Source organism: Leptospira barantonii, assembly GCF_002811925.1.
Classification (GTDB): domain Bacteria; phylum Spirochaetota; class Leptospiria; order Leptospirales; family Leptospiraceae; genus Leptospira; species Leptospira barantonii.
The window spans coordinates 699,447-717,362 of the sequence record NZ_NPDS01000001.1; the positions used below are offsets into that span (position 1 = coordinate 699,447).

Consider the following 17,916-nt stretch of genomic DNA (forward strand, 5'->3'; position numbering starts at 1 on the left):
ATTTTCTCCGAAAAATTCCCTTTTCCTCTCTATGGAAAACCCCTTTACAGTCGGTCCTGCAAGCAGAAATTCAGTCCTATGAACGTTCTGGAACTGGAAAAAAAGGCAGGAAAAGTCTATATCGAGACTTACGGATGCCAGATGAATGAGTACGACTCGGGAATCGTATCCAATTTGATGAAGGACGCCGAATATTCTTCCTCCCCCGACCCGGAGGATTCCGACATTATCTTTCTCAATACCTGCGCGATCCGTGAAAACGCTCACGCAAAGATCTACAATCGCCTTCAATCCCTGGGATATCTGAAAAAAAGAAATCCGAACCTAGTCATCGGGGTTCTCGGTTGTATGGCTCAAAATCTCGGGGACGATCTTTTTCATCAGGAGCTTCCTTTGGACTTGGTCGTAGGACCGGACAACTACAGAAGTCTTCCGGAACTCATTCAAAGGATTCGAGAAGGGGAGAATTCGATCGCGCTGACTCGACTTTCCAAGATCGAAACCTACGACGAGATCGAACCTCGGGTCGTAAACGGAATCCAAGCCTTCGTTACGATCATGCGCGGATGCAATAATTTCTGTACTTTCTGTGTCGTACCTTATACCCGCGGTCGGGAAAGAAGTAGGGATCCGAAGAGCATCGTCCGCGAAGTTCAGGACTTGGCCGACAAAGGAATTCGTCAGGTAACACTTCTCGGTCAGAACGTGAATTCCTACAAAGAACAAGGCGAAGACTTTGCCGGTTTGATCAAAATGCTTCTCGATGAAACGACAATCGAAAGAATCCGTTTTACTTCTCCGCATCCGAAGGATTTTCCTTCTCATCTTTTAAAACTGATGGCGGAGAATCCTCGTTTTTGTCCGAACATTCATCTTCCTTTGCAAGCAGGAAACACGAGAGTTCTCGAAGAGATGAAACGTTCTTATTCCAAGGAAGAATTCTTGGATGTCGTAAAAGAAATCAGAAGTATCGTTCCCGATGTCGGAATTACAACCGATATCATCGTAGGATTTCCGAACGAAACCGAAGAAGAATTCGAAGATACTCTCGCGGTCGTGCGTGAAGTTCAGTTCGACATGGCCTTTATGTTCAAATACTCCGAGCGCGAAGGAACGATGGCGCAGAGAAAACTACCGGACAACGTTCCGGAAGAAGTGAAATCCGCGAGACTTACCAAACTCGTAGACTTGCAGACTTCGATTTCTCACGAACAAAACAGATCTCGTATCGGCAGAGTATATTCCATTTTGGTTGAGAACACTTCCCGCAAGTCGGAACAACAACTCTGTGGTCGAACTCCTTGCGGAAGAATGACCGTGTTTCCTCTTCCCGAAGGAAAAATCGCATCCGAGATGATCGGTTCCACCGTTTCCGTTCAGATCGAAAGTGCGACCAGCGCGACCCTCAAAGGAAGGATCCTTGCTTGAAGGACGGAGACAATCGAAAGAAGGCTTCCGCTAAGAAGTCGACCTCACGCGCGTCTTCCAACAAAACCGATTCTTCCTCAAAGAAAAAATTAGATTCTTCCCCGAGCAAAAAAACTTCCAAGAGTAAAAACGAAGATAAGAATTCTCCGTTTGATTCTTCCTTCCATTCTCCCTCGAAAAAGAAAAACGCCGATGTTTCCGATTCGAACTCAAGTCGGAAGTCAACGAGCAATCCTTCGAATTCCGGTAAGGATTTAAGAACCGTTCGTCTGAGCAGTGTGGAAGATCTACCGCCGGACTTTAAGGTTCATACGGACAAACGTAAGTTTTATATGATCATTCCGATCTTGGATCGGTATATTTTGAAGGAGATTCTTTCTCCGTTTTTGGTAGCTCTTGCGTTTTTTACGATGGTTTATATGGTTCTCGCCCTTCAAAAGATGATCGGTCTTTTTGTAGGGAAGGGCGTGGATCCGCTTCGTCTTCTGGATTATTTCGGTTATCTTTTGGCCAACACGCTTCCGATGACGATTCCTATGGCTTGTTTGATGAGCGGGATCATGGCCGCGGGAAGACTTTCCGGAGATTCAGAGATCACCGCGATCCGATCGGCGGGTGTGAGTTTTCCTCGAATCTATATTAACTTTCTTGCATTCGGTTTCGTAATGGCCCTCGCGGTCGCGTATTTGAACTTCTATCTTTCTCCCGAAAATACGAGAAAGATGAACGAATTCAACAAATGGGTTCTCGCATACAATCCGCTTCTTGCGATCACTCCCGGACAATTCAGCGGGGACAAAACTCAGGACCTTTTCGAAAAACGAGCGCGTACGATGTACACGGACGGAATGAATCCGGATACGGGAGAGCTCAGAGGGGTTCAAATCCGAGAATGGGAAATCTTTCTCGAAGGAAACGAATACTTTCATATCGGTGGAAAGATGATTCCTATGGGCGGCTCGAGAATCATTCAGATCATCAACGCCGGCAAGGGCAACCTTGTGGAAAAACAAGGACCCGATGGGGATTATGAAAAATCCATCCGTCTCAAAGACGGTTGGATCTTAGAATGGAGCGACGATCGTAAAAGTTTTTCCGTAACCGATTTTAGAAACGGAGAAATGGATTACAACATTCCCAAAGGAAAAGAAAAGAAAACCCTGGAGTTGAACGTAAAGCCCGAAACATTTTCCATGCCGGTTCTCTTTCAGATCCGAAACAATATGGAAACCGAAGGACTCGAAAAGATTCCCGGCCTTGAAACCTTAAAGGAGATGGGAATCGAAATTAAAGGTTTAGTTGGACTAAAGCAAATGGTGGAGCAGATGAAGATCGATCTCGCCATGGGAGCCGCAAACGGAACGCTTACGCCCGATCAAATGACTCAATCGTATTCGGTTCTCACTCAGTTGATGGCCTTGATGCAACAAGGGAAGAAAGTTTTAACGGATTTTAACGTCGAAATTCACAGAAGAATCGCGATGCCGATCTCCTGTTTGATTTTTTTCTTTATTTCATTTCCTTTAGGACTCGTGGTCAAACGTTCCGGAAAAGGAATGAGTTTTACGCTTGCAGTCGTTTTCCTAATGATCTACTTTACATTTTTTACCCTCGGGAGTACGATTTCCTACAATGACAAGGTTCCGGATTGGATTGGTCCTTGGAGTGCGAACATTCTAATCGCGCTTTTAAGCATCAATATCATGATCAAAAGAACCGATATGGATTTACCGAAACCGATTCAAAAGGTCCTGGATAAGATTTCTGATCAAAAATCAAAATTGACAGAGAGATTAGAAAGTTTAAGTATATGGGGAAAAATAAAAAAGATCATGAAAAGAGGTTCCTGACCCGGGAAAATCCGCTGGTTAGTGTTAGAATTAATACGATGAGTCAAAAAAACGCGATCATTTGGCATCTCACTTCAGGAAAAGAATTCCCGATTCAAATCTGGAAGCACCCTCGTGTAAACATAGAATTGAGCAAGGTTTCCCTCGACGGACTCGGCGCGATCGATTTGATGAAAGCCGACATTCATATCTTTTTCCTTTCCGTAAGTTTGCAGGAATGGAATCAAATCCGAGAATTCATCCGCAAATTCGAACTACATCCATACGTAAGTTTGATCATGGTTTATTCCGACGACGCCGAGAAAATCAACGGGGTCGTACCGGAAACCGGCAAAATCGAAGTACTCGAACATCCGGTTCATCCTAGAAACTTAAGACTCATTCTCGATAGAACGATACAATCCGAATTTTACAAACTCGCGGCCAACGAAATCGGAAACAGTTGTCTGACCAATATCGGATTTTTTGAAGGTGTATTCGAACTCGCACAAAAAGAATACAAGGACGCGACCAAGGCCAACGAAGCGCTCCAAGCCATCTTAGAATTCGAATCCAAAGTTAAAAAGAACAACGAAGAAATCAACAAGGCCCTCGAAAGAGTCAACGAACTCAAGAATAAGGAACTTCTCGCGCTTCACGAAAGGCTGAAAGTTTCGGAGATTTTGGATTCGATGAAAACTCAGGAATTGAAGGATGCTCTCGATTTCAAAAAGGCGACCGAACAAGCATTAGATTATTCTCATATAGAAGAGATTCAACTCGATAAGATTTTGGAAGCGCAGGATCGTCTGTTCGCTTATACCGAAAAGGAAATCAAGGATCTGATCGAAGAGAATCGAAGTCTGAAAAAACGTTTGGGAATCCAGTAAACTTTTACCGTTCCATAATTCTTTTGTTTATTCATAACCTCGTGTTTTCGGCGCGATCCATCTTGTCGTTAAACCTCGCCTTCATTCGTATAACAACGATTAGTCTCTAAAAAGTTCTCTGGAGAATTCCTTATAATCCGGAGAATTCTTCCCGAATTTATACTCCGCATACAAAAGTCCGTGTTTCTTCCGGAGAATATCGTATTTCTCCCTGGATTGATCGTCTCGATTCTTTTTGGAAAGACGATACGCCCTTTCGTAACAGTTCGCAAGAAAACCCTGCGCTTCCGAATCCTCGTAAAACTTGGTTCCGATCTGAATGTATCGTTCCAAAAGATCCATGGCTTGCAAAAAATTCTTCAGAGCGAGTTGATGTTTGATGTATTCCCTATAAATCCCGGCTTGTAGTTCGCGATACGCGTCCGCATCTCGAACTTTTTCGTTTTGAATTCTTTCCAAAGAATTCATCGCCCCGACTAAAAGATGAATCGAATCGGATCTCGCCTTGTTTAAATCCCTAGTAAGAGATCGTTCGAAATTCTCTTTACGATTTTTTCTTTGCCACTCGTAACGATCCGCTTCGAAGGTCTGTTGGTCGAATTCTTTTCGTTTCAAATCCGCGAGATCGTTCGCCTTTCTAAAACGATCCATCGCGGTCAAAAAATCTTCCTTGGATTTTTCAAAAAGAGTTTTGGAATTCTCTTCGCTCGCATTCCCTAAGATATCCAAGTCTTGGAATTGAAGACCGTCCTTGCCCCAATCCGATTCCTTGTCGCTTCCTTCCGGAATCAGAATTTCGATTTTTTTTTCGTTGGGAACCTGTTCGCCAAAAAGGATCAGGGGAGAATGGAGAATAAAAAACGAAATCGTAAACGTGAAAACTTTATGATAAAAGGAAGAATGGTTCATCGGGGATCTATCTCGGAGCAAAGAAGAAACGCGGAACAACGCGAATCGACTTTGAAAAAAAATATCTTAGGTCAATTTAGGATTGGTCGCCGATGGCCGTCATCAAAAAATTAGATCGAAAACAAACGAGAAAGAGTAACAAAGAATGAAAGAAGTTTCGGTTCCCGCGACCAAAAGAATCGCACTCGTAGCACACGACAATCGCAAGGAAGACTTGGTAACCTGGGTCAAAACACATCGGGAAATCTTATCCAGACATCATCTGTTCGGTACGGGAACGACCGGAAAATTGATAAACGAAGAAGTGGAATTGCCCGTTTACCGATTTTTATCCGGACCGTTAGGCGGAGATCAACAGATCGGCGCGAAAATCGCGGAAGGGGATCTGGACATCGTGATCTTTTTCTGGGATCCTCTCACTGCGCAACCCCACGACCCGGACGTAAAGGCTCTTTTAAGAATAGCAGTACTTTATAATATTCCAATGGCTTGTAACCGCTCTACGGCGGACTATATGATCAGTTCTCCTCAGTTTACGACTTCTTACAAAAAGGTTCTTTTGGATTACGAAACGAAAATCCGAAGAGATTGATCGAACGAAACTATGAACTTTCTTTCGCGTATTTTTTCGGGAACTTCCGAAGCCGTCCCGCCTTTACAGTTTTCGCCCGAGGCGATCGAAGAGGTGCGTGCACATCTTGAAAATCGTCCGAGTTCCGCGTTTCAGATCAGAATCGAAAGAAAAAACAAACATTCCAACGTTCAAGTCGGTTACGATCGAAAGAAGAACGTAAAGACGATCCATTCTTATCCGATCGTCGTCGAGATGAGCGAGATCGACGAAATCTGTTTGGAAGGATCGCGTATCGATTGGGACGCCTTGAACCGAGAATTTAGAATTCATCCGGACGTGGACTTGGATGTGGAATACGGAACGATTCTGAACCGATTTAAGATTCGGATCAACCGGAATCTATTCAAGGACGATCAACCGCGCGTATATCAAAACGTCGACGGACTTCCGGATTGGGTTCCTATACAAATTAGAAAATTAGAATTCTCTAAAATAGAAATTCGGGAAAGAATTTGGTTTCTGGATTTGACGGAACGACACGAGATCGAAGAGATTTTAAAGATCGAAAAGGAAATCGCGGAGGAAATTCTGGATTATTTCAGCGAATTTCCGATCCGCCGCGACTGAAAAATCGTCGAATCACAGTTTCGACTAACGTTTCCAGATGACCCGATCTCCTTCGGAGATCGTTTTCAATCCGTTATTTCCGTTGTCGGGGATTGCTCTTGAAAGAAAATAATCCGTTTCTTCGATCGTCGCCTCGCCGGATTTACCGGAAGTATTGTAGATTTGGATCTTACTTCCTTTTTTTAAACCGTCGAGAGTTCCGGCGTTGATGATGATGTCTTCGTCCTTAACTCTTAAAACCGAACCGGAAGGTGGAATCGCGGCCAGAATTTTTGCGACGGATCTTGCGGACGCTTCGGGAATAAAGTCTCTTCCCTTCGCAAAAACACGGAACGTCGCGAGGACTTTTTCGTATTTCGAATCCTTAATGGTCCAGTCGATGTTTAAAGAATGATTTTCGTATTTTAGGGAACCGTAAATTAGGAATCTGGGTTTGATTCCGTTCTTAGAAGTATCCTTGATCTTAAGAAAAGTCGATTCCGTAAACGGAAGAATACCCGTGTAAGCGTCCGCGTTTAAATCGAAAGAGGCGGGATTTGTGCGCGCGGTTTCCAAAACGTTCGAAAGAGTGATCGTAGGACTTAATGAAAGATTCTTACGAACGGAAGAAGAAACCAAAAGTGCGAGATCCGGATAATCTCCGAGATACGATTTATCGGAAAGATCGAAAAGTAAAAGAACGGGCGGTGTTCTTCCGTAGTTTTCCAGAAGATTGTCGCCGGTGATCTCCACCATTCCTTCTTTGTATGCGATCGATTGTTTCATCGAGCTAAGAAGATTTTCGATTTCATACTGATACTTTTCGTTTTCCGGATATTTCTTTCTCAAAAACAAAAGTAGATTCAGATAACGAGGGAAAAATCCGTTTCGTTTGTATTCGGATAACGTTTGAAACTGAACCTCGGGTTGGCCCGGAATCAATTCTCTTGCGGACGCAAGATGATGAGAAGCCATATCATACAAAAGAGAATTTTTCGAAGAACGAAAACGTTGCATTCTATATTCTCCGAGTTTTCTTCGGAAAGAATTGTTTTCCGGGAAGTGACCGAGTGCGACCGACTCGGACTTTTGTCTGGATACGGAATCTAAATCATCTAATTTTAATATTTCTATAAGATCGTTTTTCAGAGCCTCTTTCGTGGAAGAATCCTTATTCGCTTCTTTTTCTTCCGCAAACGCTTTCAGATAAAGATAAGAAGGATTTTGAGGATACAAAGAAACGAGTTTTCTGGAAAGAGGAACCGCTGAGACGAAGTCTCCTTGCCAGATTCTAATTCTTACTAGAGAATCGATGGCTTCTTCAAAGTCGGGATATAAGGAGATCGCCCTTTCCAATTTTTCGGAAGCGATTTCCAATTTTTGTCTTCTTTCTTGAGGAGAATTTTTCTCGGACCAATCGATCAGCAAGGAAGCCATGCTGAAAAATAAATCCGGGTCATCCGATGAGCTGGAAAGGATCGCGTTCCAAAGATGATATGCCTTGGAATAATTCCCGGTTTTTCCGTTTACCTTCGCTTCCAAAATTTGAACTTCTTTCGAGCTTTGAAATTTGGATCGGGAAGCTTCCAGTTTTTTGAGGGCCGATTCGTAATTTCCCATTTCCAAAAGAATTTGGATCTGAACCGGGGCCAATACCGGGTCGAAGGGATCGGTTTCCAGGGAAGGTTTTAAGAGGTTTAGAGAATTCTGATATTCTTTTTTACGAATATACGCTAAGGCGGCGCCTTTGATTGCGTTTTTGTTTTCCGGCTCTAAAGCAAGGGCCTTGTTATAAGCTTCGAAGGATTCGTTGTATTTATGAATGTGTTTTGCCGCCTCGGCAAGTCCCAATAAGGAGCGAACCGACATGGAATTGGATCGATACGCTTCCGAAAAGGACTGATAGGCCGCGGTGTAGTTTCTATCTTTGAGAAAGGATTCTCCTTCCTGGATTTTTCGGATCGTTTCCTGCGACGAAACCGGAGCGACGAATAAGAATAGGATAATTACAAAAACGGAATGTCTTTTTAAAAAATCTAAACTCATTTCGTGAAGAATCCCGTTTCGGCCTTGCCCGAGGTGTTTCTGAAGTTCGCCTCTACGACTAAAGGAATGTAAAAGTCTTTTTTATCCGCGTCCACTCGGCTTTTGAAGGATACGATATAACGTCTGTCCTTATGTCCTAAGAAGGAATCGTAAAGATTCTTTTCCAGTCCTTCGCCCGGAATGAGAATGAACTTTCCACCCGTCGAAGCCGCGATCGTTTTATAGGTTTCCACGGCCGGTCCCGTATCCGATAGAGAAAGAAAATAAACCGGTATCGCATGCGCCTTAGAATATCGAATGATTTTTTCCGGAGAAATCTGTGTGAAAGAATCCGGATAAGAATTTCCGGAGACCAGAACCAAGGCGATTCTCGGACCTAAGCGGTCGAGTAGATCCGACATTCCTCTATAGATAGCCTTGCCCGTTTTCGACGTATTGTCGTTGGGAGAAGTTCTTAATATTCTAAAAATCTCATGCATCGAATAGGTGAAGTCGGATGCTTTGATGAGTTCCGACCCTGAACGGAGGACTTCGATGCCATCGTATTGTCTCAGGGACATCAAAAGCGGTTTAAGGGACTTTTCGAATACCTGATAGCCAGCCTTAACCTCGGGAGTATTCTCATAAATGAGAGATACCGAAACCCGGTTATTGAATTGTTGCATATCCGCAAGTCCGATCAGGGGGGATAAGTTTCCATATTCATAAACTCTAAACGAGTTCCTCGGTATCGCCTTTATATCTCGCCCGGATCTGTCTCTCACTCTTAGAAAAACGGAGATGTCGGGATATTCTCTGTTCAGGACCTTTTCCACAACAAGATCCATGTTGGAACTCAACTGATTCGAAGGACTGAAAATCTCCACTCTATGTCGATTGAAGTCCGCAATGAACTGCGTTCCGGTATAATCGAATGCGGATGAGAACGGTTGGTTGAGCTTTCGAACTACGTTCTTAGAATCTCGAAACGAATCAAGTAATCTCCAAGTATTGTCGAGTGTGTTGTAAATGATGAGTCCCGACTTTTCGTCCGAAATATAGATTTCGTTTTTTCGAATCGTGAGGTTTCGCGGGGAAGAGAGTGTGTTCGGGTTGGTGATTTCCCTAAGAAAGTTTCCTTCCGAATCGAATACTGCGATTCTCGAATTTCCACGGTCGGCTACGTAGATTTCGCCCTTGGAATTTACTTTTAATCCCGATGGGTTGCGCAGAATTCCGACACCGATTTCCTGAATGAAAGTCCCATCCGTTTTTAATTTTTGAATTCGATTATTTCCTGAATCGGAGATATAAAGAAAACCATTCTTTGTAAGGAATATTCCCGTTGGTCCGTGAAATTCTCCGTTTCCTTTCCCCGAAATGCCGAATCGATTTCGATATTCGCCTCTGGTATTGAACTCGTAGATCTTATCCGCTTTGAAATCCGCGACAAATATCGAGGTCCCTCTCAACGAGAAGAATAGGGGACCTGATAAGTTCCGACCTAAGGAACCCTTAAAGTTGTCCACCGGGTTTCCGTTGGGATCAAACTTTACAATATTCGCCGTATCGAAGGATAAAACATAAAGAAATCCGTCATCGTCAATGGCTACATCCGAAGGATTTCGAAAGCGGAAGCGCCGGAGATCGTCTCCTAAGATTGCTGAATAATAGCGAACTGCGGAATCTTGGCTACCGCCAGCAAGATTGATCCTGAGAGCATCCAACCTTGCTTTCTGAATCTGGTTGAGTCCTGTTGTTCCTTCTATTTGTTCTAATTCCGACATACTTTCAGGCCAGTCACCGGAAAGATAATACGAGTTGGAGAGAAGCAAACGTGCTAACGTAAAATCGTTCTTTATGGATAGCGCTTTAAGAAAGTTTTCTCGGGATGAAGAATACTGGGAGTTATTAAAATAAGAGAATCCTCTCGCAAATTGGGTTCGTGCTTCCTTTTCCTGAATGGAGAAATTAGGGAGTCCGTCGGAACTCAACGATAGAGTAATAAAAAGGAAAATTAAGGGGATAAGAAATCGATTCAGACGGAACATTGAACTCTTAATTTGCCTCTATCTTCTCAATAAATGGCCGTAAGAGACATAATTTCAAGGACTTTTTAGAATCTAAGGGTACAGAAACTTGTCTTTCGATGAATGAAAATCCTAATATTTAAAGAGTTCGTTTGGCAACTTTAAAGAAGGGGACGGAATTCGTTGATTAGAAGAGCCTTGGAAGGAATTTGACCATAATTCGTTTCAGTCAAAGGTTGAAGAGGACGGAACTCCCTATATATTAACGAAGGCTCAATCGTAATTTTGGGGTCCTGAAAAGAATCCGGGGCCACAGTTCCATGATTTTGTTTCCAACTATCATGGTGTTCCTGCCACATTTCGCGTTTCGCACGATTTTCAGAAAGCTCTGTTCTTGTTTCCCTAAGAATAAAATCCAAGATTAGAATATAATTTCTAAATCTTTTTTCAATATTATTCAGTTCTTCCAAGGAAGCTTCCATACCTGTTTTGAATATCGGATTACGCGATTGAAAAAAACGGAAAATTATGCACTATTCAACTCGAAATTCTTACCTCGCATTAGTTTTTTTAAAATTAATTTCCGATTCGAAAAGATTGTAAAATAAAAGTGGAAGGGTCGTGTGTCTTCTCGCTCCGATTTTAAAGGCCCTCCTTGCAGATTTTTATGCTGAGAATCTTCTTCTTTATCTAAATCTACAAGTCGAGAAAAAAATCTGCAAATCGAGATTCCGAAATAAAAACCGGCGAATTTTGCTTCATACCAATCTTGATAATCGGGACGGAACGAATATCGAATCAATTGTTGATTCTTAGATTGGTAGAGAGTTTTTCTAAAAGCGGAATCCTGAAATTTAGAGAATAGATTTCTTTTTTGAAATTTAAACAATAAGTAATGAAAGTAATTTTTTAAAGTTCGGTGTTTCTTTATTTGCTTTCGGACAAATCCTTCCAAATGTATTGGGACTAACAGATCGGAAGGTCCTGTATCTTTTTTAGATTTCCCCTTGAATTCAGTAAAATCCTGTAAACGATTTTCAATCATTTCGAACCTCTATCGAGTACAGTTCTAAGAGTTACACGAAGAGAGTATGAAATGAAAGAATTATGAAAAAGATTTTAAGACGGCAATATGTGCTTCCACCGATTCGGCTAAAGCCTTAAGGTCGTAACCCCCTTCTAAAAAAGACAGAACTTTACCTTGACAAATTTTCTCTGCACTTTCGAGAACAATACGAGAAAGTTGTTCATAACCATTCGTTGTGATATTCATTCCTCCTAAAGGATCATCTTTATGTGCATCGAAGCCTGCGGAAATTAGAATTATATTCGGTTCAAATTGTTCCATTGTCGGAATAACGATTTCTTTAAATTTTTGAATGTAGATTTGATCTCCAGAATTTGCTTGCATCGGAATATTCTTCGTAGTTCCGACTCCATCTCCGTCACCAATTTCCGTTGAAGCACCGGTCATCGGGTAGAATGGAAATTGATGAATAGATAGATAAAAAATATTTGGATCCCTATAGAAAATCTCCTGAGTGCCATTGCCATGATGAACATCCCAATCAATAATAAAAATTTTCTTAAATCCATTCTTTTGCAAATATCGAGCCGAGATAGCTACGTTGTTTAGCATACAAAAACCCATAATGCGATTGTGCTCAGCATGATGTCCGGGCGGTCTTAAAAGTGAAAAGCCGTTCTTTATATTGCTTGAAATCAAAGCGTCGGCTAAAGTAATTCCGGAATTTGCGGCGGAATAAGCCGCGACCCATGACTTCTCCGTAAAAGGCGTATCAGAGTCGAAATATCCTCTTTTATTTTTCGAATCTTCTATTCTTTGAATGAGGTAGTTTGAGTGAATTTCATTATAAAACTTGGGATTAACTTCTTTTAATTTTGGAAAGTATAAGGAACTGAAATAGCTTGTTTGTTGCAGTTTACTTAGACAGGAAAGAATTCGATCGGAGTTTTCAAAATGAGGGATTTTCGGATCGGAATTGTGGTAAATAAAATCCTCAGAGAATATGAATCCAGTGGTCATCTTTTCCTCCCGATCAATTTGTTCAGGAAATACCAACGTCTTTCCCGAGTTTTTTCAAAGAGAATGCCTATTATTTTAAATTTCGAACAGTCTTTTTTAGTTGAATGCGTTGAATTCCGACATTCTATGGAGAACTAAAAAACTTCTTCGATGCTTACGAAACATTTAACCGACGTGAACAAAATAACTCTTATACTTTTCTCTTTTTTGGTTTGGACTGTGTCCTTATTTCCCGATTTTGATCTTCCTTTTCCAAAGGGTAGAATGCAAAAGAAGATACCCGAAACAGGTTTTCAAGAACTTAGAGACGTAGAGGTCGGAGCTCCAGAAGTTTCAAAGAAAAATGCAGGAGATTCCTCATCTCGAAAATCGGAAATTAAAACTCCGATAACCCAATTCAAATCACCGCCCCTTAACTCCAAAGCTGAACCGAATACAACTGCGAAAGTAGAAGTCGGAACTCAACAAAAAGAAGAAAACTCAAAGAGGAATACGACCTCACAATCTGTTCAGAACGTGATATCTCCGAATTTCTCTAGAGGGATTTATATTTCACAGAGAACATTAAAGAAAACGAAAGAGTTTCAGGAACTGAGGAGAAAAAGCAAAGAGCACGGAGTAAATTTGTTTGTGATTGATGTGCAACCTGCGCCGCCGTCGAAGCGAATATTAGAAGATTTGATTGCTGAAGGTTTTTATCCAGTCGCGAGGGTTGTTAACTTTGATGGCGGGCTTCCGACAGAAAAACCTTCAAATCAAAGAATTACATCTATTCATAAATCGATTCGGGCGGCCTGTGAATCTGGTTTTCCTGAAATCCAATTAGATTACATTCGATACGCCGATAATCTTCAGTTAAAATTAACCTACGAAACCAGATATAAGAATATTTCTGGCATCATAAAGGATATTCGCAATGAAACTCTTAAATGTGACCATCTCCCCTATATAGGAGCCGACATTTTTGGCAGAGTTCCTTTTAATCAAAACGATTCAATCGGACAAAAGGTAGAAGTTTTTGCTCAGGTTGTGGATGTTCTCTATCCTATGTTATATCCCTCGCACTTTTACGGTATGCCCGCAAGAATCAAGGATCCTTACCAGACCGTTTATGACGGAACTCTTCTGACTATAAAGAGATCTCTAAAGACAACGAGGGTGATTCCTTATATTCAAGGATTCAATATGTCCATCGGAAAGTCGGGTCTCAAACTTTCAGACTATATTAAAGCGCAGGTTAAGGCTTCTTACGACAGCGGCGGTCATGGATTCGTGGTATGGAATGCCTGGAATGATTATGAATCCACTTTCCAGGCTTTGAAAGATTACGACAACGAGACAAAGAAGGACTAATTAAAGTCCTTTGAATACAGGTTTTCTTTTTTGCTCAATCGCCTTTATTGTTTCCTTGAAATCGGAAGAGATAAAGTTGCGTGCTTGCGATTCAGCTTCTTTTCTAAGAGCGGCTTCTAACTTGTCCTTGTCGTAAGTATTCTTCTTTAATTCGCTGAGAGCTAAAGGGGCGCTTTCTGAAAGTGCGATCGCCATTTCAGTCGCTCTTCCTACAACTTCTTTCTGTGGAACGGAATCATTGCAGAGTCCAAGTCGGAACGCCTCTTCTCCATTCAAGGTTTCAGCCAAGAATAGAAGTCGATTTGCAATATGGGTTCCAAATAATTCTTTCACGATATAACTTGAGCCCATTCCGGGATGGATTCCAAGTTTAACAAAATTGAATTGGTATTTTGATTCGTTGGAGAATACTCTAATATCGCAAGCAAAAGCGAGTGAAAACCCCGCACCGATTGCGTGGCCGTTTGCGGCACAAATGACCGGAATGTCTAAACGTCTTACTGACAAGAATAGATTATAAAATTCGAACATGGTTTTTTTGTTCGTTTCATAATCTCTGGTTGAAAAGGATTTGAGTAATTCGAAATTTCCACCGGCTGAGAATATGCCATTTTTTCCCGTTAAAATGACAACTCGAGGTTTATTTTTTTCGGGTGCTTCTATCAACCCGTCTATAATCTTTTTAAATTCTAAGCCCATTTCTCGGGTCATAGAATTTCTAGTTTCAGGGTTATTTAAACTTAAGGTTAGAATCTTGCTTCCAGATCCTAGATCGATTGTGTCTTGGTCGATAAATCCCATTAAATTGCTTTTTTCTCCAACTCAAAGCTTTCATACCAGATTCGATCGGATATGGTCAACGGTTTTTCTCCGATTCCCATCTGAGTATAGTATTCGAGTAGAGTTTCGAGGTGGACCGCTTCTTCATCTTCTAAAGTCCAAAAAGAAGAATCGATCGATTTGGAGATCAATGCCTGTCCTCTTACGGAATCCTGAAAGTATTCAGGTTTTCCTGAAAAGATCAAATGCGCTGAAATAAGGTCGAATCGGATTGTCTCCATGATTTTTTTGAATTGGAGTTCCGACTTTTCAAAATATCGGGATGCGATTTCGGTTTGGAAGTAGTCGCCCCAAGTCAGAATGTCCGGTTCTACGCCGGTTTTCTCTTTGATTTGAGCGATTTTTTCTTCCTCGATAAAAGGAGTGACTGCAAATCGATCGACGAGTTCTTTCAAAGCGATCAAATCCAGGATTTTTCCGGCTGATAGCTTTCCCTGTTTCATCATATCGAATAATTCCGGGTTGAGTTCCGACTTTCTTGTATCCATACATTCTTTTTCGGGTTAATCTCAAACCTTCCCTGGGATTTTTTTCCTGAAGTTTGCAATTCTAAGATTTAGTGCTCTTTACATGTGCTGTGGTTGACCACCGAATGTCGGATCTACACGAGAGTTCGAGCTCCTACGATGCTCTAAGAATCCACTATTTCATCCAAACGTGTTCGAAACTCCGCAGAGCCCAATGCTTTCGATGTTATGTCCCTAAACTCGACGACTGAATTCCGACATCCCAAAAACCGATATTTAAGATAGAGTAACCCCCGCAAAAAGAAAATATGGCAGTCGGAAGATCGGACAGTTTACAGGAACTTATCACAATTCTCGAAACGATGTTTGGGGAAACGATCATTGGAACCGACATCAATCTTGTAAAACATCTCTTCTATTATCTCAAAGCGGACGACGTGGAGTTCCCATTCGATTACGACGGGCAAAGATTTTTTGCGGTGATCGAAGACATCGCCGAAACGAGCGTAAATCTGCGAATTCCCGGAGCTACACAGGGACTAACTCTCAGAGCAAAAATCAGTTTCGAAATCATGAATATTCTCTATCAGTTCGAGGTCATAATTCTCGAATTTTTAGAGGATTCGATCATACAAATTCGGATACCGTCGGAACTACAAGCCGCATCGTTTCGAAAGAACGTCCGTGTTGCGGTGGACGATCTTTTTATGAACTACGTGATTCTTTTTAGATCCCTTTCGGGGGGAGGAAGGGAAATAGGAAGAAATATCCAGGTCGAACAAAGATTTAACAATCTGATGCGGGAAATCAAAAAGGACAATCCCGATTTAAGATTGATTAATATTATGATTTCCGAATATATTTCGACCGTTTCCAAGGAATACGACGTCGTATTTTTCTCTCAGGATAAGGAAGAATCCTTTCTACAGTCGTTTATCAAAAGACACGATCGCCCCGTGTATATACCGGATACTTCCCTGATCATCAACTACATCCGCGAAAACGAAAGCGACGATTCCGGCGCCGGAGTGGATAACTACAGGGAAGAATACATTCGTATGGTCCTCGAAAACGGACAGGACTACGCGGATAAATTTTTTAGGGAACTACAGAAGAAGGAAATCCGAGAATTCGTCATTTCCTATCTGATTTTGCCGATTCGATTGTTCAACGACGTCATCGGATATATCCGAGTTTACACCTCCGCAATGGATCGATATTCGATCACACCTTCCCAGGTGGGATATTTGATCGAACTCTCAGAGATTTTCAGTTATTCGATGACTAAAATTTTCATCCGCGAGGACAATTACAGAAATACGAAGGCCGGAACGAGAGTAGTCGACATCAGTATCAACGGGCTTTTGTTCGAAATCGAGGAGGAAAGAATTTTTCAATATTTAAAAAAACATAATATTATAAAGATATTCATACCCGTTTCGGAAAGGGTTTTGATTCTTCGAGGCGAGGTGGTTCGATATATCGTGGTGGAAGACGGGAAATATCATCTCGGGGTGAACTTTTTCGATTCCAATCCGGACGATATGCTGATTCTTCAGAAATACATCTTCATGAAAACCAGAAAGGTTCTTTCCGAGTAAATCTCGAACGATCTCGAAAAACTTAGAAAACGGGATTTACTGGATCGGCTTCAAAACGTAAGGATCGCCTGGAATCGAAGCGGGTTTAAACGTTTTATACTTTTCTAATGCTTCTGCGAACTTACCCTTTAAGATCCCGACTTCTTCGGATTCTCCTATGCCGGTCTGGCCGCTTTCGGAAGTAAGTTCTCCGATTTTATCGAGATACAATTTACAAGCTAAAAGATGAATTCTATATTCGGAAGGATCGAGTTTGTCGGCATGTTTCGTAAGTTTTTCCGCGATCTCGTAATACGTATCCGATCGTTTGCGATTTGTGGAAGCGCCTGCGGGAGTTTTACCGGATTTCGATTCTTCCCTGTAAAGATAATAGTAAGTCAACGCGGAACGAATGAGAAGTTCCGAATCCGATTTAGTCAGTTTAAACGCTTCTTGGATGACTTCCATCGTTTTAGAAAGGATCGCGGAGTTCTTAAAACCTTCGGTTTCGTATTTATGATTTAAGTAATCGATGTATTCCGTATAAAATTCCAGTTCTTCCTGAGAGTTTCCGAAACGTTTTCGATTCTTCCACGCCATGGAGAACTCGGACCCCGCGGAAACGTAAGCTTCTCCCGTTTTTTTATACAGAAGTCCCAAACGAAAATGACCCATCGGAGAAGACGGATCCAAGCTGATCGTATGTTTGTAAGAACGAATGGACTCCGCGATTTCGTTTCTGGAAAGATGATAGTCTCCCTTTTTTCTTTCCACGATCGCAGACTCGATTTTTTCGGAAACGAGCGGAGCCGCGACCATTAGATTTCTATCTTTAACGAGTCCTAGATTTCCGATTCCTCTCGCGCGTTTGCCGATAAAGGACGTTTGAAAGATCGATTTGATTTCGATCTGCGCGACAACGTTTCCGTTTTTGTAATTCTTATGATCGAAGTCTTTTTCTATGAGATATAAAATCTGACCGACTCTAAGGCCGGGATCGTAGTTGATCTTGATCGTAACCAAGTCAGCTCTCGTATCGACTCCGATATCGAGATGCTTATTCTTCCCTTCCTCTTCGATCGGCTTTACCTTATCGTAAAGAACGGTTTCTCCGATCAGAATCATCTTTTCCTTTTCGGGTTTACCCGGTTCTCTGAACGCGTAAACGAGTTCGCGCGCGTTGATCGTTTGTCCGAATAGGATGCAGAAAAGAATCGGAAAGAAAACTGGAAAGGATCTCACCTTCCAAAGATCGGTCGATTTGCAGGTCCCGCCTGAAAAAAAGAATCGATCCGATGCGGTTCCGATTCGATTTTTTTTACGGGAAGAATGGAGATT

At 41.9% G+C, this 17,916-nt stretch carries 15 protein-coding genes and 1 pseudogene; 7 read left to right on the top strand and 9 right to left on the bottom strand.

Annotated elements, in window-relative coordinates; all coding sequences use genetic code 11:
• Positions 1-78: 78 nt before the first annotated feature.
• Genes miaB through CH367_RS03415 form a run of 3 tightly spaced genes read left to right on the top strand, consistent with a single transcriptional unit; the run spans position 79 to position 4,147 of the window.
• Positions 79-1,428 (top strand): tRNA (N6-isopentenyl adenosine(37)-C2)-methylthiotransferase MiaB, encoded by a 1,350-nt coding sequence (gene miaB, locus CH367_RS03405; RefSeq protein WP_100761060.1) that lies wholly within the window; start codon positions 79-81, stop codon positions 1,426-1,428.
• Positions 1,425-3,278 carry an LptF/LptG family permease gene (locus tag CH367_RS03410; protein ID WP_100761061.1) on the top strand — a complete coding sequence of 618 codons (1,854 nt, stop codon included), beginning with the start codon at positions 1,425-1,427 and terminating at the stop codon, positions 3,276-3,278. Before miaB ends, CH367_RS03410 begins: the two co-directional genes overlap by 4 nt.
• Positions 3,279-3,316: 38 nt before the next feature.
• The gene (locus CH367_RS03415; protein WP_165783202.1) at positions 3,317-4,147 is read left to right on the top strand and encodes a hypothetical protein; all 831 of its coding nucleotides are present in this window, start codon (positions 3,317-3,319) and stop codon (positions 4,145-4,147) included.
• Between the two features lie 99 nt (positions 4,148-4,246).
• Here CH367_RS03415 and CH367_RS03420 read toward each other — a convergent pair whose 3' ends face one another.
• The gene (locus CH367_RS03420; RefSeq protein WP_100761062.1) at positions 4,247-5,056 is read right to left on the bottom strand and encodes an FcpA-related putative periplasmic flagellar protein; all 810 of its coding nucleotides are present in this window, start codon (positions 5,054-5,056) and stop codon (positions 4,247-4,249) included.
• 145 nt (positions 5,057-5,201) lie between these two features.
• Here CH367_RS03420 and CH367_RS03425 point away from each other — a divergent pair, with 145 nt between their 5' ends.
• On the top strand, positions 5,202-5,648 hold the full coding sequence (locus CH367_RS03425) for a methylglyoxal synthase (protein ID WP_100761063.1): 447 nt from the start codon (positions 5,202-5,204) through the stop codon (positions 5,646-5,648).
• A gap of 12 nt (positions 5,649-5,660) precedes the next feature.
• Positions 5,661-6,257: a hypothetical protein gene (locus tag CH367_RS03430; RefSeq protein ID WP_100761064.1), complete on the top strand. Its 597-nt coding sequence runs from the start codon at positions 5,661-5,663 to the stop codon at positions 6,255-6,257.
• 24 nt (positions 6,258-6,281) lie between these two features.
• On the opposite strand, the gene CH367_RS03435 is transcribed toward CH367_RS03430, so the two are convergent.
• The 5 genes and pseudogenes from CH367_RS03435 to CH367_RS03455 all read right to left on the bottom strand — a co-directional run bounded on the left by CH367_RS03435 (position 6,282) and on the right by CH367_RS03455 (position 12,338).
• Positions 6,282-8,282: a tetratricopeptide repeat protein gene (locus CH367_RS03435; RefSeq protein WP_100761065.1), complete on the bottom strand. Its 2,001-nt coding sequence runs from the start codon at positions 8,280-8,282 to the stop codon at positions 6,282-6,284.
• Positions 8,279-10,312, bottom strand: a complete 2,034-nt coding sequence (locus CH367_RS03440) for an NHL repeat-containing protein (protein ID WP_100761066.1) — start codon at positions 10,310-10,312, stop codon at positions 8,279-8,281. Before CH367_RS03440 ends, CH367_RS03435 begins: the two co-directional genes overlap by 4 nt.
• Before the next feature lie 263 nt (positions 10,313-10,575).
• Positions 10,576-10,773: pseudogene (locus CH367_RS21130) on the bottom strand (hypothetical protein); the annotation flags it as partial.
• A 44-nt stretch (positions 10,774-10,817) separates the two neighbouring features.
• Positions 10,818-11,336, bottom strand: coding sequence for a DUF1564 family protein (locus tag CH367_RS03450; protein WP_100761068.1), 519 nt, complete (start codon positions 11,334-11,336; stop codon positions 10,818-10,820).
• 60 nt (positions 11,337-11,396) lie between these two features.
• Positions 11,397-12,338, bottom strand: coding sequence for a histone deacetylase family protein (locus CH367_RS03455; protein WP_100761343.1), 942 nt, complete (start codon positions 12,336-12,338; stop codon positions 11,397-11,399).
• 150 nt (positions 12,339-12,488) lie between these two features.
• Here CH367_RS03455 and CH367_RS03460 point away from each other — a divergent pair, with 150 nt between their 5' ends.
• On the top strand, positions 12,489-13,691 hold the full coding sequence (locus tag CH367_RS03460) for a putative glycoside hydrolase (RefSeq protein ID WP_208861970.1): 1,203 nt from the start codon (positions 12,489-12,491) through the stop codon (positions 13,689-13,691).
• On the opposite strand, the gene CH367_RS03465 is transcribed toward CH367_RS03460, so the two are convergent.
• Positions 13,692-14,492 carry an enoyl-CoA hydratase/isomerase family protein gene (locus tag CH367_RS03465; RefSeq protein ID WP_100761069.1) on the bottom strand — a complete coding sequence of 267 codons (801 nt, stop codon included), beginning with the start codon at positions 14,490-14,492 and terminating at the stop codon, positions 13,692-13,694.
• Positions 14,492-15,019, bottom strand: coding sequence for a hypothetical protein (locus CH367_RS03470; RefSeq protein WP_100761070.1), 528 nt, complete (start codon positions 15,017-15,019; stop codon positions 14,492-14,494). The genes CH367_RS03465 and CH367_RS03470 overlap by 1 nt, the downstream gene beginning before the upstream one ends.
• A 287-nt stretch (positions 15,020-15,306) precedes the next feature.
• Between CH367_RS03470 and CH367_RS03475 the strand changes: the two genes are divergently transcribed.
• Complete coding sequence (locus CH367_RS03475; protein WP_100761071.1) at positions 15,307-16,599, top strand: DUF1577 domain-containing protein; 1,293 nt, start codon at positions 15,307-15,309, stop codon at positions 16,597-16,599.
• Between the two features lie 36 nt (positions 16,600-16,635).
• Here CH367_RS03475 and CH367_RS03480 read toward each other — a convergent pair whose 3' ends face one another.
• Positions 16,636-17,886, bottom strand: coding sequence for a tetratricopeptide repeat protein (locus CH367_RS03480; protein ID WP_100761072.1), 1,251 nt, complete (start codon positions 17,884-17,886; stop codon positions 16,636-16,638).
• Positions 17,887-17,916 lie beyond the last annotated feature (30 nt).

What these genes read in the sequence shown, in the direction of transcription:
- miaB (WP_100761060.1), top strand. Translation starts at nt 79, where the DNA reads ATGAACGTTCTGGAACTGGAAAAAAAGGCAGGAAAAGTCTATATCGAG.
- CH367_RS03415 (WP_165783202.1), top strand. Translation starts at nt 3,317, where the DNA reads ATGAGTCAAAAAAACGCGATCATTTGGCATCTCACTTCAGGAAAAGAA.
- CH367_RS03420 (WP_100761062.1), bottom strand. Translation starts at nt 5,056, where the DNA reads ATGAACCATTCTTCCTTTTATCATAAAGTTTTCACGTTTACGATTTCG.
- CH367_RS03425 (WP_100761063.1), top strand. Translation starts at nt 5,202, where the DNA reads ATGAAAGAAGTTTCGGTTCCCGCGACCAAAAGAATCGCACTCGTAGCA.
- CH367_RS03430 (WP_100761064.1), top strand. Translation starts at nt 5,661, where the DNA reads ATGAACTTTCTTTCGCGTATTTTTTCGGGAACTTCCGAAGCCGTCCCG.
- CH367_RS03435 (WP_100761065.1), bottom strand. Translation starts at nt 8,282, where the DNA reads ATGAGTTTAGATTTTTTAAAAAGACATTCCGTTTTTGTAATTATCCTA.
- CH367_RS03440 (WP_100761066.1), bottom strand. Translation starts at nt 10,312, where the DNA reads ATGTTCCGTCTGAATCGATTTCTTATCCCCTTAATTTTCCTTTTTATT.
- CH367_RS03450 (WP_100761068.1), bottom strand. Translation starts at nt 11,336, where the DNA reads ATGATTGAAAATCGTTTACAGGATTTTACTGAATTCAAGGGGAAATCT.
- CH367_RS03455 (WP_100761343.1), bottom strand. Translation starts at nt 12,338, where the DNA reads ATGACCACTGGATTCATATTCTCTGAGGATTTTATTTACCACAATTCC.
- CH367_RS03460 (WP_208861970.1), top strand. Translation starts at nt 12,489, where the DNA reads ATGCTTACGAAACATTTAACCGACGTGAACAAAATAACTCTTATACTT.
- CH367_RS03465 (WP_100761069.1), bottom strand. Translation starts at nt 14,492, where the DNA reads ATGGGATTTATCGACCAAGACACAATCGATCTAGGATCTGGAAGCAAG.
- CH367_RS03470 (WP_100761070.1), bottom strand. Translation starts at nt 15,019, where the DNA reads ATGGATACAAGAAAGTCGGAACTCAACCCGGAATTATTCGATATGATG.
- CH367_RS03475 (WP_100761071.1), top strand. Translation starts at nt 15,307, where the DNA reads ATGGCAGTCGGAAGATCGGACAGTTTACAGGAACTTATCACAATTCTC.